The sequence below is a fragment of the Candidatus Scalindua japonica genome (assembly GCF_002443295.1).
GTDB classification, from domain to species: domain Bacteria; phylum Planctomycetota; class Brocadiia; order Brocadiales; family Scalinduaceae; genus Scalindua; species Scalindua japonica.
Genome location: NZ_BAOS01000017.1, coordinates 112316 through 136266, shown reverse-complemented (window position 1 = coordinate 136266; position 23951 = coordinate 112316). Strand labels below are relative to the sequence as shown.

At 40.3% G+C, this 23951-nt stretch carries 26 protein-coding genes; 22 read left to right on the top strand and 4 right to left on the bottom strand.

Translation table 11 applies throughout. The annotated features are described in order from the left end of the window. Window positions 1-593: 593 nt before the first annotated feature. From SCALIN_RS10650 to SCALIN_RS10560, 20 genes are all read left to right on the top strand, one after another. Window positions 594-2351: an ATP-binding protein gene (locus SCALIN_RS10650; protein ID WP_096894481.1), complete on the top strand. Its 1758-nt coding sequence runs from the start codon at window positions 594-596 to the stop codon at window positions 2349-2351. Beyond that, a complete protein-coding gene (locus SCALIN_RS10645) occupies window positions 2348-2731 on the top strand; it encodes a response regulator transcription factor (RefSeq protein WP_096894480.1) in 384 nt (127 codons plus the stop codon). Before SCALIN_RS10650 ends, SCALIN_RS10645 begins: the two co-directional genes overlap by 4 nt. Window positions 2732-2742: 11 nt before the next feature. Next, the gene (locus SCALIN_RS10640) at window positions 2743-3963 is read left to right on the top strand and encodes a type II secretion system F family protein (RefSeq protein ID WP_096894479.1); all 1221 of its coding nucleotides are present in this window, start codon (window positions 2743-2745) and stop codon (window positions 3961-3963) included. Between the two features lie 2 nt (window positions 3964-3965). Continuing rightward, window positions 3966-4124 (top strand): hypothetical protein, encoded by a 159-nt coding sequence (locus SCALIN_RS22170; RefSeq protein WP_162532261.1) that lies wholly within the window; start codon window positions 3966-3968, stop codon window positions 4122-4124. Beyond that, window positions 4099-4530 (top strand): type IV pilin protein, encoded by a 432-nt coding sequence (locus SCALIN_RS10635; RefSeq protein WP_096894478.1) that lies wholly within the window; start codon window positions 4099-4101, stop codon window positions 4528-4530. Before SCALIN_RS22170 ends, SCALIN_RS10635 begins: the two co-directional genes overlap by 26 nt. A 189-nt stretch (window positions 4531-4719) precedes the next feature. Then, the gene (locus tag SCALIN_RS10630; RefSeq protein WP_096894477.1) at window positions 4720-5202 is read left to right on the top strand and encodes a pilus assembly FimT family protein; all 483 of its coding nucleotides are present in this window, start codon (window positions 4720-4722) and stop codon (window positions 5200-5202) included. Between the two features lie 4 nt (window positions 5203-5206). After that, window positions 5207-5665 carry a type II secretion system protein gene (locus tag SCALIN_RS10625; RefSeq protein ID WP_096894476.1) on the top strand — a complete coding sequence of 153 codons (459 nt, stop codon included), beginning with the start codon at window positions 5207-5209 and terminating at the stop codon, window positions 5663-5665. Next, window positions 5655-6197, top strand: a complete 543-nt coding sequence (locus SCALIN_RS10620) for a PulJ/GspJ family protein (protein WP_162532260.1) — start codon at window positions 5655-5657, stop codon at window positions 6195-6197. The genes SCALIN_RS10625 and SCALIN_RS10620 overlap by 11 nt, the downstream gene beginning before the upstream one ends. A gap of 62 nt (window positions 6198-6259) precedes the next feature. Next, window positions 6260-7279 (top strand): hypothetical protein, encoded by a 1020-nt coding sequence (locus SCALIN_RS10615; protein WP_096894474.1) that lies wholly within the window; start codon window positions 6260-6262, stop codon window positions 7277-7279. Further along, window positions 7267-7518 (top strand): hypothetical protein, encoded by a 252-nt coding sequence (locus SCALIN_RS10610; protein ID WP_096894473.1) that lies wholly within the window; start codon window positions 7267-7269, stop codon window positions 7516-7518. The genes SCALIN_RS10615 and SCALIN_RS10610 overlap by 13 nt, the downstream gene beginning before the upstream one ends. Before the next feature lie 14 nt (window positions 7519-7532). After that, on the top strand, window positions 7533-9230 hold the full coding sequence (gene pilM, locus SCALIN_RS10605) for a type IV pilus assembly protein PilM (RefSeq protein WP_096894472.1): 1698 nt from the start codon (window positions 7533-7535) through the stop codon (window positions 9228-9230). Between the two features lie 12 nt (window positions 9231-9242). Next, entirely contained in the window at window positions 9243-9893 is a 651-nt protein-coding gene (locus tag SCALIN_RS10600) for a hypothetical protein (protein ID WP_096894471.1), read from the top strand. A 173-nt stretch (window positions 9894-10066) separates the two neighbouring features. Beyond that, window positions 10067-10531 carry a hypothetical protein gene (locus SCALIN_RS10595; protein ID WP_133111831.1) on the top strand — a complete coding sequence of 155 codons (465 nt, stop codon included), beginning with the start codon at window positions 10067-10069 and terminating at the stop codon, window positions 10529-10531. A gap of 699 nt (window positions 10532-11230) precedes the next feature. Further along, entirely contained in the window at window positions 11231-12757 is a 1527-nt protein-coding gene (locus SCALIN_RS10590; RefSeq protein ID WP_096894469.1) for a secretin and TonB N-terminal domain-containing protein, read from the top strand. 28 nt (window positions 12758-12785) lie between these two features. Further along, the gene (locus tag SCALIN_RS10585) at window positions 12786-13643 is read left to right on the top strand and encodes a tetratricopeptide repeat protein (protein WP_096894468.1); all 858 of its coding nucleotides are present in this window, start codon (window positions 12786-12788) and stop codon (window positions 13641-13643) included. 6 nt (window positions 13644-13649) lie between these two features. Then, the gene (locus SCALIN_RS10580; protein WP_096894467.1) at window positions 13650-15389 is read left to right on the top strand and encodes a GspE/PulE family protein; all 1740 of its coding nucleotides are present in this window, start codon (window positions 13650-13652) and stop codon (window positions 15387-15389) included. 204 nt (window positions 15390-15593) lie between these two features. After that, window positions 15594-16646 (top strand): type IV pilus twitching motility protein PilT, encoded by a 1053-nt coding sequence (locus SCALIN_RS10575; protein ID WP_096894466.1) that lies wholly within the window; start codon window positions 15594-15596, stop codon window positions 16644-16646. Between the two features lie 8 nt (window positions 16647-16654). After that, window positions 16655-17767, top strand: a complete 1113-nt coding sequence (locus tag SCALIN_RS10570) for a PilT/PilU family type 4a pilus ATPase (protein WP_096894465.1) — start codon at window positions 16655-16657, stop codon at window positions 17765-17767. Window positions 17768-17771: 4 nt separating this feature from the next. Then, a complete protein-coding gene (locus tag SCALIN_RS10565; protein ID WP_162532259.1) occupies window positions 17772-19088 on the top strand; it encodes a TldD/PmbA family protein in 1317 nt (438 codons plus the stop codon). A 135-nt stretch (window positions 19089-19223) separates the two neighbouring features. Beyond that, window positions 19224-20000 carry a sulfite exporter TauE/SafE family protein gene (locus SCALIN_RS10560; RefSeq protein WP_096894574.1) on the top strand — a complete coding sequence of 259 codons (777 nt, stop codon included), beginning with the start codon at window positions 19224-19226 and terminating at the stop codon, window positions 19998-20000. Between the two features lies 1 nt (window position 20001). Here the strand turns inward: SCALIN_RS10560 and SCALIN_RS22165 are convergent, their stop codons facing one another. Continuing rightward, entirely contained in the window at window positions 20002-20157 is a 156-nt protein-coding gene (locus SCALIN_RS22165) for a hypothetical protein (RefSeq protein ID WP_162532258.1), read from the bottom strand. Between the two features lie 68 nt (window positions 20158-20225). On the opposite strand from SCALIN_RS22165, the gene SCALIN_RS22160 reads away from it, so the two are divergent. Beyond that, window positions 20226-20399, top strand: coding sequence for a hypothetical protein (locus SCALIN_RS22160; RefSeq protein WP_162532257.1), 174 nt, complete (start codon window positions 20226-20228; stop codon window positions 20397-20399). A gap of 12 nt (window positions 20400-20411) precedes the next feature. On the opposite strand, the gene SCALIN_RS10555 is transcribed toward SCALIN_RS22160, so the two are convergent. Next, window positions 20412-21482, bottom strand: coding sequence for a hypothetical protein (locus SCALIN_RS10555; protein ID WP_133111829.1), 1071 nt, complete (start codon window positions 21480-21482; stop codon window positions 20412-20414). Window positions 21483-21688: 206 nt separating this feature from the next. Between SCALIN_RS10555 and SCALIN_RS10550 the strand changes: the two genes are divergently transcribed. Continuing rightward, window positions 21689-22237 (top strand): O-acetyl-ADP-ribose deacetylase, encoded by a 549-nt coding sequence (locus SCALIN_RS10550; RefSeq protein WP_096894462.1) that lies wholly within the window; start codon window positions 21689-21691, stop codon window positions 22235-22237. Window positions 22238-22486: 249 nt separating this feature from the next. Here SCALIN_RS10550 and SCALIN_RS10545 read toward each other — a convergent pair whose 3' ends face one another. Continuing rightward, a complete protein-coding gene (locus SCALIN_RS10545; RefSeq protein WP_096894461.1) occupies window positions 22487-22741 on the bottom strand; it encodes a Sec-independent protein translocase subunit TatA/TatB in 255 nt (84 codons plus the stop codon). 149 nt (window positions 22742-22890) lie between these two features. Beyond that, a complete protein-coding gene (locus tag SCALIN_RS10540) occupies window positions 22891-23946 on the bottom strand; it encodes an RluA family pseudouridine synthase (protein WP_203415432.1) in 1056 nt (351 codons plus the stop codon). Between the last annotated feature and the right edge of the window lie 5 nt (window positions 23947-23951).

Genomic DNA, 23951 nt, shown 5'->3' with positions numbered 1-23951 from the left:
GAGACAACATGTTGGAAGCCTGGGGACAATAAACACCTGAACACATCTTATTCATATTCCCATTTTAAGCTAACAGGTGTTTCAATATAAGGCACCCTTGTTTCATTTTTAGAACAGAGAATCTGGTGCTTCTTAATTCACACCCATATTCCTTTTTATAGACTATACCAATTCCTTTCATATCATCTTTAATCACTCGCACTTAAGTTTATCATGATATTATTTTCCAGAATTAAAAAGTTTTGGAACATTAAGTGCGATATTAACAAATGAACAAATATGAAATCAGGTCGCAAAACCAATTGTATTCAACAGCCAGCATGTCGTGCAAGAATACAAAACCAAAAGAGCTATGCATCGATTCTAAATGGTTTACGCCTTACAGATCTGACAAAACTCCTATTCTCAGGCAGTCCGTCAGTATTTAACTTTTTTAGTTGTTCACAATTATTTAATAACTAATGTTTCTCGTTACATAACCGATAAATGTTATAGAGATCTTTTTTATTTCTGATCCAGCTCTTTTTTTTGGATCAAAATAATAACATTTTAATCTTCAATAACCGGAAAATAATTACAGGCTGTGATAACCTATGATTGTCAAAGAAGAAAACAAACAGATGTTCGGGCAGTTACTGCTGGACAAAAAAATTATAAATCAGAAACAGATAAAGGAAGCGCTGGAAGTACAGAAAACAAATGGTAAGGCGCTGGGAAACATATTGATCGATTTAGGTTACACAACAAGCGATTTAATTAAAAGTGTTCTCAATATTACGCGCAAGACAGAGCAGAAGTTGGCGCATCTCTTTAATACCTCTATTGGAATGATGAAGTGTATTGATCAGGCATCCCTTTTCAAATTTATAATGACTGAAGCTAAACGAATATTAGAATCCGATATGTGTAATCTGTTTCTGGTGGATGAAGAAGCAGATGAGTTCAAGTGTGTTTTTATTTACAATGAAGAAGTCAGGGAAATACGCTTACCTCTTAGTAACGGTTTAGCCGGATATGTAGCAAAGACTTCAGAAACTATCAAGCTTGAAGATGCTTACCAGAGCCCTCTGTTTGATCCAGAACTTGATAACAACCTGGGATACAAAACAAGTACCGTCTTATGCATTCCTGTCAAACAGCAGAGTAATAAGGTAATCGGAGCGATTCAGGTTGTAAATAAAAAAGGAAAAGGCCGGTTTACCTCTTATGATGAATGGCTTTTAAAGTCTTTTGCCATCTTTGCCTCAAATGCTATCTCTATGGTTAGTGCCGGCAAGATAAAAAACCCGAAAACCAGGTTTGCTGAAAACATGAATATGTTTAATCTGGCTGTAGAGAACCTGGCTGAAGGTGTGATAATAATCACACAGGATGACGATGCTGTGGTTGTAAATCCCGCAGTCAAATGGATGCTGGGTTGGAAAATCAAAAAGGACATTGATAAGCAGGAAACAGAAGAATTACTGGAAAAATCAGGACTGGGTAAAATATCAAAATGGTTGAGAGGAGAGGTGGATTCGCTTACTTCTGAAGAGATAACTATTCAGATACCTGAGGTAAGGGTAATAAAAGTAGAGTTCTCAGAAATAAACGGGGAAATTAACTACGAGAGAAAAAAAGGCTGTTTAGTTGTGTTTAAAGATATTACACGGGATAAAAAATTTGACCAGGTAAAGTCAGAATTTATAACTATCGCTTCTCACGAGTTACTTTCTCCTATAACATCTATGAAAAACGCGGTAAACCTATTGCTCCAGGAGATGCTGGGGCCGAACACGGACTCTCAGAAGAAATTTTTACATATAATAAATGATGGAGTTGAATATCTGTCAAACCTGACTACTACACTTCTGGATATAACCATTTCAGAAATACGAAAAGTACCATTAAAGCGGGAAAAGGTGGACCTCGACAAGATAATAAAAAGCACTATAGAGAGCCAGTGGTTCAAGGCTGAAGAGAATAAAGTGTCTCTGATCAATAATAACGGAAGCCATCCTTCAGTCCTGGCAGATTCAAACAGGACAAGGCAGGCGTTGCTGAATCTTCTGGATAATGCCTTTAAGTTTACGCCTCATGGTGGAGAAATAGTAGTAAGTACAAAATCTACGGAAGATGAGGTAGAAATCAGTGTTAAGGATAATGGGGCAGGTATTTTTCTTGAGGAGCAGGACAAGATATTTGAAAGGTTCTATCAGGTTGAGAATGCCACGACAAAAAAACACTACGGCATAGGATTGGGTTTGAGCATATGCAAAGACATCATAGAAGCACAGGGAGGAAGAATCTGGGTAGAAAGTAAAGGGAGAGGGGGCAGTAATTTCGTTTTTACTCTGCCTTTATACAAATGAGTGAGAACAAAAAATTACTATTGGTAGAAGATGACTATTATAGCGCTGAAACATTGAAGTTTGCCCTGGAGGCAAAAGGACACGTAGTAACTATGGCTACAAACGGAAAAGACGCTCTGACAATGGTAAACAATGAACAACCACAGCTCATAATACTGGATGTTATGATGCCGAAAATGGACGGTTACCATTTCTGCAGACTGCTAAAGTTTGATGCCAGGTTCAAGCATATCCCGATTATTATTGTAAGTTCAAAAATTCAGGATGCCGACAGGGAAATGGGCCTTGCATGTGGTGGAAATGAGTACATAGCAAAGCCTTATGATCTGAATATGCTTACAAATACCGTTGAAAAATATTTAGATGAGACAGTTAAATAAAGAGGTGAATAATGCCGGTTTTTAAATACAGGGCGAGGGACGGATACGGAAAAGCGGTTGCAGGGACTCTGGAAGCTGCGGGGCTGGATATTGCCAGGTTTCAGCTGGGGGAAATGGGTTACATTCCTGTTCACCTGGAAGAAGGTAAGGCGGTTAAGAGCGCATCTTCATTCAGTTTTTTAAAGCCAAAGGTAACGGACAAAGATCTCATTGTGTTTAACCGTCAGCTTGCCACCCTCTTTTCCGCAGGAATACCATTGCTCATGGGGATCCAGGGGCTTGCTGAACAGGTGCAGAATAAAACCTTTAAAGAGATTCTCTTTAAACTGGCTGCAGAAATCCAGACAGGTTCTTCTTTCTCTGACGCGCTTGCAAAACATCCCAAAGTGTTCTCCAGTCTTTACATAAATATGATACGAGCTGGAGAAGCTTCCGGTACTCTTGATGATATCCTGGGGAGGCTTGCCTCTCTGGCGGAACATGCAGCAGAAACCAAGGCGAAGATAAAGGCTGCCACACGTTATCCCAAGATAGTCATAAGCGCAATGTTGATTGCCGTATTAATACTCATGAAATTCGTGGTCCCCAATTTTGTGAGTATCTTTAAGCAGGTTAATCTTGAACTACCTCTTGCGACAAGGATGTTGATAGCCGCTAATGATATCTTTTCAAACTACTGGTACCTTCTCCTTGGTGGAGCAGGATGTCTGTTTTTTGCTTATCGAGGATATGCCAAAACCTATCTAGGACGTCGTCAACTCGACTTGCTTAAGCTGAAGGTCCCAATCTTTGGGCCTATTTTTCTTAAGATTGCCATGTCGGTCTTTACCAGGACCTTGTCTACCCTGAATCGAAGTGGACTATCAATCCTGGAGAACCTGAAGATATGTGCGGACGTAGTTGGGAATATTCCAATATCCGAGGTTATAGGTGATCTCAGAGAAGGTGTGCAACGAGGAGAGAGTGTAGCCGCCACCATGAAGAAATCAAAATTTTTTACCCCTATGGTAGTACAGATGATGTCAGCGGGAGAAGAATCCGGGGAACTTGACAGTATGCTTGTCAAGGTTTCTGAATATTATGACATGGAAGTTGATTACTCAATCAAAAATATTGCAAGCCTTATTGAACCAATACTCCTGGCATTTCTTGGAGTAGTTGTGCTCTTCCTTATGTTGGCTATATTCTTACCCATGTGGGACCTTACCAAGCTGGCAGAAAGAGGTGGTTAATTATGTTTGAAACAAAACAATCTGTTTTAAAAGAGAGAGACAGAAAGGAGGTATTGATTAGTATAGAGAACCATGAAAGAGGTATTGAGCAGTTAATTATTAAAGAATTTTATAATTTTTTACAGGAGAAGAAAAATGCAGTCAAAACGGAAAAAAAGTGAAGAAGGTTTTACCCTTATCGAACTCATTATGGTTATTGTTATCCTCGGGGTAATTTCTGCCGTTGCCATACCTAAGTTCTTAAGTTTGTCAGATTCAGCAAAGCTCAGTGCCGCCAGGGGAGTTGGAAGCGCACTTAGTTCGTCAATTCAGGCAGAACACTCTGATTTTCTGATTAATACAACTACATACACTTTAGCCGATGTCTTAGCTGCTACCGCGTTCACCGGTGGTATAACGTATCAAGCTACCGCCACTGATACCCCTGCTTCAGGAGAGATTGCTTCAAACGCCGCAGGAACCGCCATTATCTTGAATTATAAGGGTTCAACTTTCGAATGGGATTGGACGGCAAGGAGTGGTGATACCCCTGCTTTGATAACAGAAGATGCTAGTTCCGCTTTTTAAATTATTCTACATAGTACAGGTGGGTAAACTGTTTACTATTTCAGTTTGCCTGCCTGGATGTGTAGAATTTCAAAGTTTTTGAAACGGTAGGGTGGCATGTAAAAACTCATTTGTTCGTGTGGAATGTTACAATATGCTGAGAATACGGACAAACAAAACTTGTCCATGCCACCACGCAGGTTAGTGAAAATGAAAATTAATATAATAGAAAAAAAACTCCGGAAAATAGTGTATGGGCGCTCTGAAGGCTTTTCTACTTTTGAACTGGTAATGGTTATAGCTATTGCGGGGATAATGGCGGCGGTTGCCCTGCCCAGATTGGGAGCAATTAATACTATAGACCTTGACAGTGTTGCCAGGCAGGTAAAATCAGATATTCGTCATACACAAGAGATGGCAATGAGCAAGTACAGAGAAACAACAATTACATTTACCTCAAACGGTAGTACTTACACTATTACATCTGCAGGGTCAAACGAGTCAAAAGAATTACCGGAATTTTCTAGAGCAATATTTAGTCCAGTTGGTACTGGTACTACAGATCTTATATATACATTCAATTCCACTGGTGAACCTGTTACAGGAGCGGGTGGAATTCTTAGAATTACTTCAGAAGGGGCTTTTAAAAATATTATTGTTGAGAATACAACAGGAAGAGCGGCTATACAGTAAACGTATGAAGAATAGTTTTTGTAAAAATAGGATATGGGATTTGAAGTCAGAGAGGGGCTTTACCCTTGTAGAACTCGTTATGATCATAACCGTAACAGGAGTCCTCTCCTCTACCCTTGTTGTACCCTTTGCCACTGGAATAAAGCAGGGGACCAGGCCGGAGATATATGCCACGGCCACTTATCTGGCACAGAAAGAAATAGAAGAGTTAAAAAATGCCGGTTATACGATCGCTACCAGCAATCTTGGTAATGTCCCCAGTTCTGTTACATTGAATGGGCGTCTCTATACTGAAAACTCCACGAGAGAATATGTGTCTCATTCAGGCAGCACTTTCACTTACTCTGCTTCACCTACAGATTTCATAAGAGTTACTGAAAGCGTAAGCAACTCGGAGAACGCGGATGTTGTCACCCTTTGGGCCATCCTGGCAAAGGACTTTTATAATCCAAATGCAAATTAATAGAAAACATAAATGTCAACATACTCAAGATGGAGAGGCTGGTTTCACTCTGATGGAGATGATTATAGTGGTTGTAATTGCCTCTATACTCGGGACTTTTGTTTTTGGGGTCCTTACCAAAAGTTTGAGCGCGCAAATTGCCATGCAGAAGAAAAAAGAGAGAAATGATGATGCCATCATGGTAATGGAAAAGATAAGTAGAGAGGTAAAAGAGGCAAAAACCATAAATAATACAGCAACAAATCAACTAATATTTGAAAAAAATGTTACTTCAAGTTTGGACGGAAACCTGTTTGTAAAATTTATTCGGAATACATCCACTAATGAACTGAGAAGGCAGAGCTCTACAACTTATGGAGGTCTTCCTGGCAACGATACTTCAGGCGATGTTATAGCGGAACATGTTACAACCTTCATTGCCGATGCTGTGCCGCAATATGGCAGCAGTGTTGACGCAATTATCATAGATCTGGTACTTGACGGCGGCTCTAATTGGAATACAAAAATTTATCCCAGGAACTATGGTCTTTAGTTAAACTAAGAAGTGTAAGAAGTGTATTTATAAGCTGAAATTATTAGCGACTTTATTTGAAAATGGTCAATATTAAGACTACAAAATTACTGAAGAAATTTCCTGGATTTTTTAACAGAAACGAAGGGATTGCCCTCACTTCCATCATAGTAATAATGGTGCTTATGTCAGTAATGGGAGGTATCTTTACCTCTATTATGGGTACTTGGAAAGTATCTGCACCTCTAACCATAAATTCAAACAAGGCCTATTACCTGGCTGATACAGCAACAATGTTTGCCCTTCAGGATGCAAAGTACAGGTTTTTTAGTATGAATGCCTCCGGAACTCCCCTTTTTCCAGCTGCTACAACAGGCATAAGGAGTGCTCCGTACGTCGTATCATCCAGCACTACTGAAAGAGCAGAGTACTGGATTGAAAGACCGTACCTCGCGGGCTCATCTCCGCATTCCACAAATTCTGATGTTGATTTAGATCGTGGTAATAATGATGATGATACAGCACTTGCGGATGATGACATAGTAGATGATGATGGTGATGATGCTACCATTATCAATAACGTTACTGATGTGAGTAATCCACTTGACGGTTTCTCAGATGTTTACACCATAATAGCGACTGGTAAGGTTATAAGAGGCGGTACCACAGTCTCACAAAGACAGATAAAGACAAAGGTGACTATTATTCCTTCTCCTGGCACCGCAGTACAACCGGGTGTACAAACGAGTGGTGGTATTGCAGGAACAGGTGGAGGTTTTGGCATGACAAATGATGATGGCTCTATTGTAACTAGTTTTGGTACTCCCGGGGTAGATAACAATACTGGCCCTGACCCTGAGACCGGTATTGTTATTCGTCCTGCACAGTTATTGGATGTGGATTTTGTTAAGGTCATTGCCATTGATCAGGGACACTACAATGCCTGGGACTTGACTATTGACAATGCTAACGATGATTATCCGGAACCATCAAATCCAAGTTACTACATTGATGCACCAACAAACGCAATGCCGAACTTTACCTATGTTGAGAATGACCTTACCGTTGGTTCAAACCGGAAGGGGTGGGGGTGTTCTGGGTAAAAGGAGACGTTGTTTTGAATGGGACCGCCACAATGGACGCCATAATAATCTGCGAAGGTGATATTACATTCAATGGTAACTCAGATATAATTGGAGGCATAATCCATTATGGTGGTGTTATAAATGGAAATGGAAATCCAACCGCAGTTACAGTAGAAAATGATTATTTTAGAGATTTAAGTACGTCAATGCCCATCATAACCGTCCAATCATTGTCGGAGGCAGTGGCAGCTAATTAAGAAAGTGAAAAACCATGTTAAAAAATAAAATGTTCTCTTCAATTTCAAAGAAAAGTAAAGGAAAACGTCTGATAGGTCTGGATATAGGCAACTATTCCGTAAAGGCCTTAGGAGTAAACGTCAACGGAACGGACCAGAAAATAGAGTGCCTGGCAATATCAGAAGTACCTGTAGAAGCAAGGCAGAACGGAAGGAATCCGGAGGTACTGACCGGGTTAATAAAAAATTGCCTGGCGGAAGGACGCATTGTGGACAAAGATGTTGTTATTATGGTATCAGGGTCTCAGGTTTTCATCCGACGTATTACCTTGCCTCCAATGCCAGAAGAAGAGCTGGATGAAGTAGTGCCTTTTGAGGTGCAGAAATATGTATCCATCCCCGTCGACAAAATGGCTATGGATTATATGATTGTAGGGGAAAAGAATGAGGATGGTGTAAATAAGCTGGATGTCATCCTGGTTGCTGCTCCCAAAGAGTTAGTAGAGCAGGAGTTCTCTATTGCTCGTGCTGCCGGCTTGAAGCCTGTTGCGGTCACTGTTGCCCCATTAGTACAATGGAAAACGCTTGCACTACGTAATAATGATGAAAGAGATAAAGTTAGCGCCATGGTGGATATTGGTTATGAGAGGACTGTCATTAGTTTCTTTAATAATGGAGTACTCGAATTTACCAGGACTATTAATCTGGGAGGTAATGATGTAACAAAATCACTGATATCAGCGCCGATAAGCGAAAGCGGGAAAGATCTGCATACGCTATCATATGACGATGCAGACGCCCTGAAGCGAGAATACGGATTTCCCTCTCCAACAGAAAGGAAAACGACAGAAGGTGGTATACAGTTGTCACAACTTTCCATGCTGATGATGCCTGTTTTAGAAAAGCTGTTGAGTGAAATCAGGACGAGTTTCGATTTTTATACAACTGAATTCCATATATCTAACGTAGAAAAAATAAGTATGTCGGGTGGAGGTTGTGAGTTGCAAGGCCTAAGGGTCTTCCTGTCAAGTGAGCTTGGTATAGAAGTAGAATCGGCCAATCCCATCCATGGTGCAGAATATGCGGATGGAATATCTGAAGAAATTACTACAGCGAGCCCCTCGGCTCTGGTTACAGTGTATGGTTTGGCCGTGTGGAATAAAGAAGAGTTGAATCTCTTACACGGAAAGAAAAAGAACGAGAACAAGAGTGTCGCCTCTATTACAGCCTTAACGGTCCCCAGCGGTGTAGCTGCCATGGTAATGTTTTTTCTCTATTTAAACATATCCGGAGGAATGGTTAATGCCAGATCTGAATTGGAAGGTAGAAAGAAGGAGTTGTCGTCTCTGGCTCCCGCAAATACACGTGTGCTTCTGCTGAGTTCTAAAAAAAGAAAATTACTGGCAGAAAGAGACTTATACCCTCAAGTGCTTAGAGAAGATATAGATACCTCTATAATACTAAAAGAGATAAGGCTGCATACCGCAGACAATATACGACTGGAATATATTCGCTTTCTCTCCGAATCATCTACAGAAGAAAAGAAGAAGATAATGGTAACGGGTACAGCATTTTTTCTGGATAAAAGAGGCTCTGCAATTTCAGAATTTATGACTGCCCTTGAAGATTCTATTCAATTTGATGACGTACGGCTTATCTACCTGGAACAAGACAAAGATTATACATCTGAAGGTCTGAAATTTCAGATAAGTTGTCTATCTAATACTATATAGGAGGTAATAGATTTGGAACTAAAAGGAAATATGCCTAAGCTGGATAAAAAGAAATGCCTTATGCTGGGTGTTGTCGGCTCATTGGCCTTGTCGGCAGCATTTTATCAATTTTTTCTCGTTCCTTCAAAGAAAGAGATAGTGGATATATCCAGGGAAATTGAAGATCACAAAAATAAAATCGGTATCGCCAGAAAACATGTTACCATGACAAAAAAGATAGAAGAAGAAGTAGCGGCGATTGAAAACCAACTCAATAAAATCAGGACTAAAATAGCTGCAAGTGGGGAGATAATTCCCATAATTAAAACGATAGAAAAAGAAGCGCTGCGTCTGGATTTAAAGGTGTTAAAAATGTCTACAAGGGTGATAGAGCCACCACCTTCGCCTGAACCTGATAATGATAAAGGTGAGGAAACTGGGTCCAGTACTGTCATCCCCGGACAAGTTCCCGGTTATATTAAGGTCTCCTTTGATATCAATTTGCAGGGTAAATACGACAAACTGGAAAAGTTCATAAGCGTACTACAGGACCTGGCAACGTTCCTTATCATAGATACATTGGAAATCAGTAGTGATGAAAAACTGTATCCACAGGTAGTATCAAATCTGATGATAAACGTTTATAGTAAAAAGAAAGCAGGTGATATTGTCGCCAGTAAGTGATTGCCTGTGTTTATTAATATCCATAGTTGTAAGGTGGGTGGCGCCGATTCTGCCTGATAACTTTATTCGCAAATACGACCCGCCTCTCTTTCGAGATGCCTTCAGAATTGGAATCCTCTCGGAAGAGAGACAAATCCACTGATTTTTAAAATTATAAAATGGAGTTATTAATTATGAAACATATCAAAACGAGACTGTTTTTATTTACGACTATCATTACCATTAATATTTTATCAATTTGCTTTACAGATATATATGGTGGTGGAGAGGACATGGTTTTAAATCCTTCAAAGGAAGAAGAGTCCGTACGCGGTCCTTTTACTCTCCCCCTTGACGTAAGTTTTTTTAAAAAATCACAGGATTTTGTAGAGACTTACTCAGAGTCAGGAAAATGGGAAGAGGGAATGGTTGCCAGCAGGGTAAAAGGTATTTTCCGGAGCAATGGGAAATCCATTGCCAATATTAACCATGTATGGGTAGAAACAGGCAGTTGGGTGGGAGAGGAACAGGTGACCGAAATAAACAGGGATCGAGTAGTTTTGTCCGGGAAGAATGGGTTGAAAAGGACCCTTCTTATGCAGGAACAGAAGGCCAGGTTTAAGGTTACTAAGCGGATTATATCGAGGACAAAGGGGTAGAAATAAAAAAAGCCCGTAAGCTTTCCCGGACCCTATAGAGGTAGAGTTGAAAGGAAATAAACCTGTCCTTCCTTTTTGCTTTCCTATGTACCATTCTTTCTACATTGAGCTTACTCACACTGACCTTCTGTAAGACATCTATATCCAGCCTGTAGCATTCGTCTCTCTCACACGTTTTCCATGCCGGATTCCGGTAGTCGTTTGTACCAACATGAGAAACTATTGAGCTGGAGGTTCCAACCCACCAGTCCTCCCTGTACTGCTAAGATTCAAAATAACTCAGGATGCACCAGAGTGACACATGTTAAAACAAATAAAAATGTATAAACAGTAAAATGCTTTAGCTCGCATATGCTGTTATCTAAGCATCTTATAAAAACTTTGAGTTTGACAAATATTTTGGCAATGCATTTGCGCAACAAAGCAATGCTTACGTTTTAGTGATTAATTCTTCAACAAGACAAAACAAAACTTGAAATGTAATGGTTAATTTTTATACAAAACAAAACTTGAAATGTAATGGTTAATTTTTAAAAAATTTTTAGTGAAGTTTTTTTGCGGAACAAACCCGCGTATTTTATAGATGATGGATAAGACAGTAGTCATTACTTTAGACGGGAGAGCAGGGCAACATACAGGTTGTATTACCGGAGAGTTCTATCTCAGCCATTCAATTAAACGCATGCATAAGGAGGAGAAATGAAAAATATTATTTTAGCAATGATTATTGTATCCATTATTGCCGGATGTGCTACCACTAAAGAAGAGCTGAAAAAAATGCCGGTCAGTCAGTTAGTCCCTGAAAAAAGAGGCAACCTTTCTACTCTGGATGAACTGCCTGTAACTCAAATGCTGGAAGAGGTAAAAGAGAGAGAGAAGCTGTTTAGCTTATCGGTTAAGGATATGGCACTAAAGGACGTTCTCTATGTGTTGTCCGAAGAGTTACCGGAATATAATGTTATTGTAGACCCTGATGCCTCTGGCAAAATAACTGCATCATTCAAGAATCTGCCGCTTGACAAGACCCTTGAAATCTTGCTGAGACCATTAGGGCTTGAGTACACTATTGAAGACAATATTCTCAGGGTTTCACAGCCAAGAATGTTAACACGTACCTTTGAATTTATTTACAGCACTTCTACCAGGAAATCCAAAAGCTCGGTCCTGGCTGTCACAGGGGCCGGAGGAGAGGAAAATGATAGTGCAAGTTATGGCTATATTGAGACTGAAGAATCTGTAGATGTATGGGGAGAACTTGAATCAGGGATCAGGTCACTTATGAGTAGTGATACGGGAAAATTGTTAATAAACAAGAGAGTGGGTTACATAAGAGTTACTGACTATCGGCCAAATATGAATGAGATAGAGGAATACATAAACATTTTCAAGTCATCAGTTAAGACACAGATACATATCAGGGCAAAGTTGCTGGAAGTTACCCTTAAAGCGGGTAATGAATTTGGAATTAACTGGGCGGCGACGCTTCAATCTATAGGGCCGTTTTCGGGTAAAACCAACCCTTTGAACATTGTACAGAGTTTTGCCCCACGGTTAGGCCAGACAACAACCCCGACCGGCGAGTCAAGACCGGGTGACGTGGCGGAGCTGTTTCAGATAGGGAAGAGTGATGGTGACTTTAATTATCTCTTAACGGCGCTGAAATCACAGGGAGATATCACCGTCCTTTCAGCCCCTGAGGTTTCTATTTTGAATGGACAGAAGGCCATCCTGAGCAGCGTTACTCAGGATGTATATTTTGAGACCCAGCAGAGTGCAGGAGGAGCGGGCGGCGTCATTACCACTACAATGGCAAAGCCGTTTAACTTCGGAGTATATCTTGATGTTACGCCACACGTGGATTCGAATGGAATGATTACAATGGAAGTACACCCAAGCGTGTCCTCATTTATTGCCCTCCGGACTTCCGGAACAGCCGCAAGGCCCGCTATTGACACGAGAGAGACGGAGACGGTAGTTACCATTAAAAATGGAGAGACAATCCTGATAGCAGGTTTGATGAAGAATGATGTAAAGGAGAACCAGTCTAAAACTCCTGTTCTCGGTGATATTCCGGTTGCCGGAAAAGCCTTTCGAAGAGAAACAAGATCAAATATTAAAACAGAGCTGGTGATACTTATTACACCTACTATTGTTGGCCCCAGAGCAAAGGATTTTGGTTCTATCAGGTCAAAATATTCGATGGTGAAGAAACCATTTTCCAGGTAATTGGAATTTAAATTAACAGGAGGATATTATGCAACATAACATTAATAGTTATTACAGAAAGGGATTAATGCGTTATATACGAGAGTCGTACATAAAACAGTTTACCTGTTATGTAAACTTTATTGTGGTTATTGCGGTAATTTTATACTTTGGCTGTAATATCAGCAGGGTTTATGCCGCCCCGGAGAATGTAGAGTTGAAAAGGACCGTAAATAGTAAAGTAACTAATTCAGGAAGGCCTGGTAATACCGGAATACCACATGTTGCATCTTCACCAGAAGATCAATCCGTCGATAAGGCAGTTTATCATTTTAATCTCGGGGTTTATTACCAGAAACAGGGTGATATGTTAAGGGCTGTTAATGAATACGAAACAGTGCTGAAGCTGGACTCAAACAATGCCGAGGCACATAACAACCTGGGTGTTATTTATCGAGAACAGAATGAGCTGGATAAAGCGATGGAACATTATCAGTTTGTAGTATCATTAAATCCCGGAATGGAGGAGGCGCGTAATAACCTCGGAGTAATATATTATCTCAGAGGTAACTATAGGGAGGCTGCAGAGGAGTACCGGAAGGCGCTTGAACTCAATCCTAATAATCTGAAAAGCCTGATAAACATGGGGCTTGTCTACAAGACTCAGGGCTTAACAAAAAAAGCTATTGAAGTGTTGGAAGATGTAGTGGCGGAGGACTCTTTCCTTCCAGAAGCTCATTATAACCTGGCAATTCTTTATGAGGAGATGGGGCATGTGGAGATGGCTATATGGCGCTATACTCTTTTCCTTAAAAATTCGACAAATAATTATTCTGAATTAAGAGGAATAGTAAAAGAGCATATTAAAGATCTGCAAAAGTCTGGTGGAGATACACTAAAAGGATAAAACATAATGATCCAGAATGAAGCCAAAAAGGAATCAAGAGTGAAACTGGCAGATATACTGGTAAGCGAAGGTGTGATAACAGAAGAGGATCTGAAAAAATGCCTTGATGAGCAAAAAAAGTCCGAGGTTCCTTTTGAGCAGGCAGCTCTCACTACGGGCCTTGCAACGAGAGAGTCTATCGCTAATGCGTTGGGTAACTATTACGACGTCCCGTATGTGGACCTCGATAATTACGATATTGATACAAACATATTAAAGGTGGTCTCAGAGAGGTTGGCTCGTAAATATAAGTTTCTGCCGCTCTTTAAGATAACTAATAACCTGACAATCGCTATTTCTGATCCCAGGAATCTATATGGAATTGATGAAATTCGGGACATTCTGGACTGCGACATCGGAGTCACTGTTTCATCTGAGAGTCAGATACTCCAGTCTCTGGACAAGTATTATGGAAGCACTGTAGAAGATCTGACAGATGTCGTAGATGATATTGTTCAGAATGAATTTGAGGGCTTTGATGAAGATGTTGAAGTGGAGAAAATCAAGGAGGTAGACCTTGAAACAGTATCGGAGGAGGCGCTGGAAAGATCTCCTATAGTAAAACTACTTAACACAATCCTTCATCGAGCCATCAGAGAAGGAGTAAGTGATATTCATATTCAACATGAAGAGGACTCAATGCTTATCAGGTATAGATTAGATGGGATTTTATATCATGCCTCCACTCTACCGAAAAAACTTCGTAATACCCTGGTATCCAGAATAAAGGTTATTGCAGGAATGAATATTGCCGAGAGCAGGCTACCGCAGGATGGCCGGTTCAAAGTGAAAATATCCGGGCGAGAATTTGACTTTCGTGTTTCTACAATGCCGACTGTTTTTGGAGAGTGTGTAGTTATGCGTATACTTGATAAAAGGACCGCCTCTATGAGGCTGGAGCAGCTGGGTTTTACAACAGAGTCTCTTGAGAGATATCAATCATTTATTGACAGGCCAAACGGCATTGTCCTTATTACCGGACCTACAGGTAGCGGTAAAACAACGACACTGTACGCATCCCTGAATAGAATCAACTCTCCTGAAAAAAACATAATTACGGTGGAGGACCCGGTAGAGTATCATTTAAATCTTATCCGTCAGACTCAGATTAACACCAAGGCGGGTGTTACGTTTGCATACGCAATGAGGAGTATACTTCGTCAGGACCCGGACGTAATAATGATTGGAGAGATGAGAGACAGAGAGACAGCGGAGATAGCCATTCAAGCTGCAATGACCGGTCATCTGGTATTCAGTACGCTTCATACCAACGATGCTCCCGGTGCTATCAGTCGTTTAATAGATATGGGCGTTGAACCGTTTCTTATTGCATCTTCTGTAATAGGTATTGTGGCACAGAGATTAGTTAGAGCAAATTGTAAATATTGTACAGAAACTTATGTACCTGATGAAAAGCTATTGACAGGTGCAAGGCTACATGACAAAACTGACATTACTTTTTCAAAAGGGAAAGGCTGTGAACGTTGCAGGAAATCAGGATACAAGGGTAGACTTGGCCTGTACGAGACCCTCGCGGTAGATAATCAGATAAGAGATTTAATCATAAGGCAGGAGACTCCACACGTTATTGCAAAGTCAGCCAGGGAAACTCAGGGTTTTAAAAGCCTTGTAGATGATGGAATAGATAAAGTAGAAAATGGTTTAACGTCTCTGGAGGAAGTTTTTACCGTTGCATCTTCCGTATAGATAAAGATCATGAATCGGAGTTTTCTGAAAATTTTGAACCTGATTAATAATAATTTTATAAATAAAGAATATTTTATGGTGTAATAATACAAACTTTTATATAATAAACACTTATATGAAGTATAATCACAGTGAAATTCGGAAATAACAGGAAATTTTATTGAATTAACATTCTTGAGACTCCACTGTTAAATAAGACAAATTATGGATATTAGTGAAATTCTTACTTTTGCAAAAGAACAGGGCGCTTCTGACCTGCACATAAGCTCTGGAGAACCGCCGATGGTCAGGATTGATGGTGATATCCAGAAGGTAGATATGCCTTCCCTGCCCCAAGATGAAGTCCATTCAATGCTCTATGATATTCTCAATGACCAGCAGCGTAAGGTTTTCGAGGGAGAAAAAGAGATAGACTTTGCTTTGGACATCAAGGGAATTGCCCGTTACAGAATAAATGCGTTTTATCAGTCCAGAGGCGAAGCGATAGTTTTCAGGACTATTCCAACAAAGGTCATGACGCTGAAAGAATTAGGGCTACCCGATGTACTTGCTGATCTGACAAAAAAAACCAAGGGCCTTGTTCTGGTAACAGGCCCCACAGGGTCCGGTAAATCAACAACACTGGCAGCTATGATGGATTTTATAAACCGAAATGAAAAGGCACACATCTTAACTATTGAAGACCCCATAGAGTTTGTTTATGAATCTGAGCTTAGCCTCATAAACCAGAGAGAGCTTGGTCTCAATACGCATAGTTTTGCCAAAGCACTCCGTTCTGCTTTAAGAGAAGACCCTGATGTTATTCTGGTTGGTGAAATGAGGGACTTGGAAACAATTTCCTTAGCGATGACTGCTGCTGAAACAGGCCATCTGGTCTTTGGTACATTGCACACCTCCAGTGCGGCTAAAACGGTAGACAGAGTAATAGATGTTTTCCCTCCGGAACAACAGAACCAGATAAGATCTATGTTCTCTGAATCCATCCTGGCAGTTGTCACCCAGAATCTACTGAAAAAGAAGGAGGGTAAAGGCAGGATTGCGGCTTTAGAGATATTAACAGGAACACCCGCTGTAAGAAATCTCATACGAGAAGGTAAAATAGCCCAGATACCCGGAATGATGCAGACAGGAAAACAGTTTGGAATGCAGACAATGGATGCAACACTCGCGAAACTTTATAAACAGGGTGTGGTTTCACTGGAGACCGTAACCCCTTATCTAACCAATCCATCCGCCCTCTCTTCATACGGTATGTAGGTGTTCTTATGAATATAGAAGATCTTTTAAAATTAATGGTAGAAAAGGGAGCCTCCGATATTTATATAACGGCGGGAATTGCGCCTGCCTTCAGGGTGGAGGGCCAGACTGAATCTGATTTGGGAGAACCATTGACACCGGAAGACACAGAGAGGATTGCTTTTTCAATAATGAGTGAAAAGCAGAAAGCGACCTTTCTTGAAAACAAGGAGATGAACCTTGCTTTGGCTCCGTCTTCAGAAGGTCGTTTTAGAGTGAATATATTTTATCAGATGAATAATATCGGGCTTGTTGTTCGTCAGATAAAAACCCCAATTCAGTCTTTTAGTGACCTGGGACTTCCTTCAGTCTTAGAAGATATTTCAATGACAAAAAGAGGGTTGGTTATAGTAGTCGGGGCGACAGGGTCCGGTAAGTCCACCACTCTGTCAGCAATGATTGACCATAGAAACAGTAGTTCATCAGGACACATTATAACAGTAGAAGATCCTATAGAATTTGTGCATCAGCATAAACAGTCCATTGTTACCCATCGGGAAGTGGGGATTGATACAAATTCATTTTCGGAAGCTTTAAAAAATACATTGAGGCAGGCCCCTGATGTCATCCTCATAGGCGAGATACGTGACACAGAAACAATGGAGGCCGCCATAACCTTTGCTGAAACCGGCCATCTCTGCCTTGCCACTCTTCATGCAAACAATGCCAATCAGTCCATAGAACGTATAATAAACTTTTTCCCTGCTGAAAGACATGAGCAGATATATCTGCTTCTTTCGCTTAATCTCAGAAGTATTATTTCCCAGAGACTTATACCCGCAGTTGAAGAGAAGAGGGTAGCCGCACTGGAGGTCCTTATGGATACGCCCAGGATTAAGGACCTGATCCTGAAAAAAGAGATTGGTCTGCTTAAAGAAGCCATGAAACAAGGCGAGCAGGAAGGCATGCAGACATTTGACCAGGCCATCTATAACTTCTATGTGCAGGGAAAGATTGATTATAAGACCGCAATAGCATACGCGGACAGTGCAAATGACTTACGTTTAAGAATTAAATTTGATACTCCCGGTCATGAGGAAGAGGGAAAAAATAAACCTATTTTTAAAATCAGAGAACAATAAAAAAATGAATAATAACATAGAAGAAAAGACACTTGAACTGGCCTTAAAAAATTCCGACTCAGCTGAGGTGATTTATGAAGAGGGAGAATCCAGATCTATCAGTTTTGAAAATAATAAATTAAAATCAGTTTATACCAAATCGATCCGAGGCATCGGTTTACGTATTATCAAAAACGGAAAAATCGGATTTTCAAGTACCACTGATTTCAGGAAGCCGGAACAACTTGTTGCAAATGCGGTTGAAAGTGCTGAGTTTGGACAGGAAGCAAAATTTGTATTTCAGCAAAAAAGCCAATTGAATGACATTAAGTTGTTTGATGAAGGCGTTGTGAACTACCCTATAGAAAAAGGCATACAAATTGGTAAAGATGCGATTGAGAAAGCCTTATCAGTAAATTCAAATTATGAATGTGGGGTCAGCATTGGAAAAGGTGTTGGTCTAAGCCGCTTAATTAACTCAAGCGGCTTAGACGTAAGCACACAATCAACCTCTTTTGGTTCAAGCATGGATATCTTACTTGTTAAAGATAACGGATTATTATGGACTGGAGAAGGTGAGAGTTCCGCTAAAGTAGTTGACTGTCTTGAAAAACATACAACAAAAATGCTTCATGATCTAAGGCTGGCAGAGAAGGAAGTTGACGTATCTACTGCCAGTTATCCGGTTGTCTTTACTTCCAAGGCTATCGGGACTTTATTATCAACATTTGAAACCGGTTGTAATGGAAAAATGGTGCAGAAAGGCGTCTCCCCGTTGACTGGCAAACTGGGCCAGAAAATTATAGATGAAAGGATCAGCATTTATGACGATCCAACTATTGACTTTGCTGATGGTAGCTATGTTTGTGATGATGAAGGAGTCTCTTCACAGCGGACCCCGCTTTTTGAATCAGGTGTACTTAAAAATTATATATTTGACTTACAAACTGCCGGTATTATGAATACAAAGTCTACTGGAAATGGAACAAGAAGTTTTGCATCTCAACCTTCCCCGGGAAACTCTAATGTTATTATAGAGCCAGGAGAAATGAAATTTGATGATATGATCAAAGATATGAAGACTGGAATACTGGTTGACCAGGTCCTTGGAGGAGGTCAAAGTAACGTCCTTGCCGGAGAGTTTTCTGTAAACATAGATTTAGGATATTTTGTAGAAAACGGAGAAATCGTTGGAAGGGTGAAAGATTGTATGATTGCCGGAAATGTCTTTGATGTATTTAATAACATAATAGCTATTGGTGATACATCCGATTGGCATGGATCACTGAAAGCACCACCCTTTTATTTCAGGTCTGTAAATGTTGCTGGAAATATGGGCTGACCCGAGTATGAAACCTGACAACCGTGGAAATACTATTTTTTTATTCACTTATGGTGGGCATCTTATACCATTCCTTTTCCAATTGCAGAATTTTTTTGCTGGGAGATGCCTGCCCTACAGATACCAGACTTTAAAATGGAAATTTGGCATATCCCTGTTGTTTTCACTATTGGTATACTGGCTGGATTCATCAACACCCTTGCGGGTGGAGGTTCGCTGCTTACCCTTCCGATACTCATTTTTCTCGGTTTACCAACAGCGATAGCAAATGGCACGAACCGTATTGCAATTGTGGTTCAGTGTATGTCTGCGGTTGCGGGATTTAAGAAGAAGGGTATTTCTCATTTTAAACTAAGCCTTTTATTTGTAATTCCTGCAATCTTAGGCGCCATCATTGGTGCTCAGATTGCGGTTGACCTTTCCGACATCTTGTTTAAAAGAGTACTTGCCATTGTTATGCTACTGGTTCTCGGGCTTATTTTGTTGGATCCTGCAAAAAGATGGAATACAAATCGGCAGTTACGCGGAAACGATCCGGTTCGTTTTGGACGCAATCAACTAATAGCGACAATGATTGTGCTCTTTTTTATTGGGATCTATGGTGGATTCATCCAGATAGGTGTTGGTTTCATAATTATTGCGGCGCTAACCACGATTACAGGATTCAATCTTGTGGTGACAAACAGCCACAAGGCATTTATTGCCGGTACCTATACGATCTTTGCATTAATAGTGTTTGCCTTCAACGGTAAGGTCTGCTGGTCAATTGGATTATGTCTGGCTGCCGGGATGGGACTTGGGGGTTGGATCGGGAGCCATTGGGCTGTTGATAAGGGTGAACGTTGGATACGATTGGTACTTACCGTCTGTGTAATAGCGATGGTAATAAAACTTTCTGGCTTCATTCCGTAACTTACTTTTTTGATAAGCGCGCCAGAATCTCTTCAGCATATTTGCTGTACGCGTTACTTTCTGATCCTGATAAACTCAGGATACGATTACAAAGATTTCGCGCATCATCATATCTCTCAGCATTAACACCGATTTTCACAGGCTCTGAAATAATCACAATATTCCCCTAATCAAGCAGACAAGTAGGGTGCATTCCATGCACCGCTAACAACGTTGGATACGGCAATGGTGTTATCTATTATGCAAATACTTGATTATGCTGGCATGTTTCTGGTGCGTAAAACGCACCCTACGATTTTTGTTTCCGGATGTAGAATGTTTTTGGTTGGCAGCAGACAAGTAGGGTGCATTCCATGCACCGCTAACAACGTTGGATACGGCAATGGTGTTATCTATTAAGCAAATACTTGATTATGCTGGCATGTTTCTGGTGCGTAAAACGCACCCTACGATTTTTGTTTCCGGATGTAGAATGTTTTTGGTGCGCAGTGCCCACCCTACAGCTATTATTTGACGAAATGAGCTTTTGCAATCCTTTAACCTGACCTGGCTCTCATAAACTGATACTCTTTTATATTTTCGCTTTGGAATAGGCACGTAAATCTTTTTCCAAACTTCTTTCGGCAAATCCCTGGTTTCTTTTATCAATCTGGCATAATGTTTCCGCAGAGTTACAAACTTCACCTTCCTCTGTGTCAGATCATCGAGTATCCTATATGTTGTAAATTTACAATCGAAAACCAGTGTTTCCGCAACATTCTCTTTTATGCTTTTCCAGTACTCTACAAATTTATTAATCTCATTGGCCTCTTCCCTGCGTAATACATCTGCCCTCGTATACACAATGGCATTGCTAATACCATCAGAAGCAAAAATTGTATTAGCCCCTTCCATCGTTTTGCCTTTCGCTCCGCACCAGACCTTTTCTATTTCTGATTCATCTCCATGATGTGGGATTGAGTGAAAATCGAGATTAATGAACCCGTTTCCATAAAAGGCAGGATACTTTTTTTGAAAAAGCGATACTACTTTTTGTTGTAAGTCCATTAACTGTTGTTCAGAACAGCGACAAGAGTAGGTACACATATACGTAGGTTTCGGGAGGATGTTTAATCCGGCAAAAACCCCTAATCCCGGTTCTTTATCATAAAAGCCAATATGTCTGAGTCGTTTGCCGCCTATTAATTTGAGAAGTAACATTGATAAACAGGCTTGAGTTGCTCCAATATCGCTTGATTCTGGCAGTTTACACTCTTTTATTAAATCCAGTATGCCGGATTCTAAAATATAGGGTATAAAAAAGAATACCCCTACACTGGGGCAGTCAACATGGAATTTCTCAAGCTCGCTAAAATTTAACTCTTGCGTGCGTTCCGCTATGATCTTTCCATTACGAGTCTTTCCAAGCTCCTTATTTGTTCTACGCTTTAACTTACCAAAGCCAGTTTGTTTTAAAATACGCTCCACTGTACTTACTGACAAATCAATGCCATCTTGTGTTAAACGGAATTGAATATCAGGGGTTGAAAGCCTTTGTTTTCTCTTTGTGTTCTTTGCTCCACTGTGTTGAATAATTGAGGATTGTAGATTTGGGAAGGAAGAGTTAAAATGATTAATAGAAAGATGTACGAAAGATGTACGAAAGGAGTTTGCCCTCGTGTAAATGAAGGAAGAGAGGTTTTATAAAAATGGAAAAAGTAATTGGTAAAACAAAGCTCAGTTTTATACAGGGTGATATAACATTACAGGAAACGGAGGCTATAGTTAACGCGGCAAATACAAGCCTGCTTGGAGGCGGTGGTGTAGATGGCGCTATTCACCGTGCGGGTGGGCCGAAAATACTTGAAGAGTGTAAGGAAATCCGTGCGAAACAGGGAGGTTGTCCTACAGGAGAAGCGGTAATTACCACTGGTGGGAATATGGCGGCAGAATATGTTATACATACTGTTGGCCCGGTCTGGTCCGGAGGGAGCCATAAGAGCCGTAACGAAAGTCAACTTCTTCGTAACGCTTATTACAACAGCTTGAATCTGGCAAAGAAAAATGGAATCAAGTCCATCTCATTTCCATCTATCAGTACAGGTGTGTACCGATTTCCAATAGAAAAAGCTGCAAGGATAGCGCTTACAACAGTAAAAGAATTTATTGAGGAATACCACTTTGTAGAAGTTCGATTTGTACTTTTTAGCGAGAAGGATTTGCGAGTTTATGAAGAAGCGTTAAGGGAAGTCACGTAAAAAAAGACTCTTCCCGGCCTACCATAGACAAGATCATGGAATTAAGGGGAAAATATGGAGTGCATTATCCCCGTCTGCGGTAGTTGGGCGTGATGATGCGCATTAAAGTAGTGGCACGGTCACTGCACTCCAAAACAAAATGTTTATACTTTTCCTCGCTGTTTCCCCTTATTTGGTTTTCTACCATGGTTCGCTTTCTTACTACGCCACTTGAGTTTTCCTCTTTTATTACTTTGTGCCATGAGCTTTTTATCCTTTCATCTCTTTAGAATGTTCTTTGTTGTCTGTTTCTACCTTTTCGTTGCTGTTATTCGATGCTGCCAGCTTATCCGGGTTTTTCTCAACCGCGTCTTCAACATCATCTTCCACACCTTTCACACCTTTTTTAAATTCAACAATACCTCTTCCCATAGACTTCATTACCTCAGGTAGTCTCTTACCAAAGATAAGTAGAGCCACAATAAGTATTATTATCCATTCAATACCGCCCGGCATACCAAACATTTTTCTGCCCTCCGTTGTATAAAAGTTTTGTCATTCCCATGAAGAGAGGTATCTAATTACCATTATTATGATACCCATAGATTCCCGGTTTCGCGTGAATGACAAAAAAAATCAACTTGTTTGTTTTATTTTACTCAAATCCAAACAAGCTAGTTCAAAAGCGTCTTAATTTTCCTGAGAGTTGTAATTAAGTTACGCATATCTTCCGGTATATCTGCCGTAAACTCCAGAGCTTCATTAGTAACCGGATGAATAAACCCGATTTTATAAGCGTGTAACGCCTGTCTCATAATAATCGGTTCAGTAACATTATTACACAATTCCGTATTCTTTGCAAGATTATGTACATCTTTGTTTAAAAACGGTTTCATTAAATCTTCAAAATAACATGCTTCGCTATTGCCGTATTCCGCATCAGCAACAACAGGATGGCCAATAGTTTTCATGTGGACTCTGATTTGGTGGGTTCTTCCGGTTTCCAGAAAAACCTTAACCAACGTAAAACCCGGATAACGTTCCCGTGCTTCAAAAATAGTAACTGCGTTTTTACCGTTATCATGGCGAATTGCCATTTTCTTCCTGTCCCTCTTGTCCTTTCCAATTGGCAAATCAATCCTGTCAGAATCAAGCTCGGTTTCACCCTTAACAACTGCAAGATATTCTTTCTTTACCTCCCTGTTTTCAAATTGTAATGCGAGATGCTTGTGTACTTTTTCGTCTTTCACTACTAAAATTGCGCCACTTGTGTCTCTGTCCAGACGATGCACTATGCCCGGCCTCAAAGGGCCATTAAACGAAGAGAGATTGTTACAGTGAAAAGCCAGAGCATTTACCAATGTGCCACTTGAATGACCACGCGAAGGATGCACTACTGTATCCGTGGATTTATTCAATACCATTAAATATTCGTCTTCGAAAATAATATCAAGTGGAATATCTTCCGGGGTAATGTGGTCACTGTTCTCAGTCGGTAAATCTATAGAAATAATATCATTCTGTTTTATTTCATAGCTGTTCTTGACAGAAACGCTATTTACCTTGACCGCTTCTTCCTTTATCAATCTCTGAATATTACTACGTGAAAAATCCTGTAGACGTGAAACAAGATATTTGTCAATTCTTCTGGAAGAGTATTTTTTCTTAACTACTAACTTAATTTGGCCAGACTCATCCTCGCCAACTACCGCCATTCTATTTAAATTCATAATAT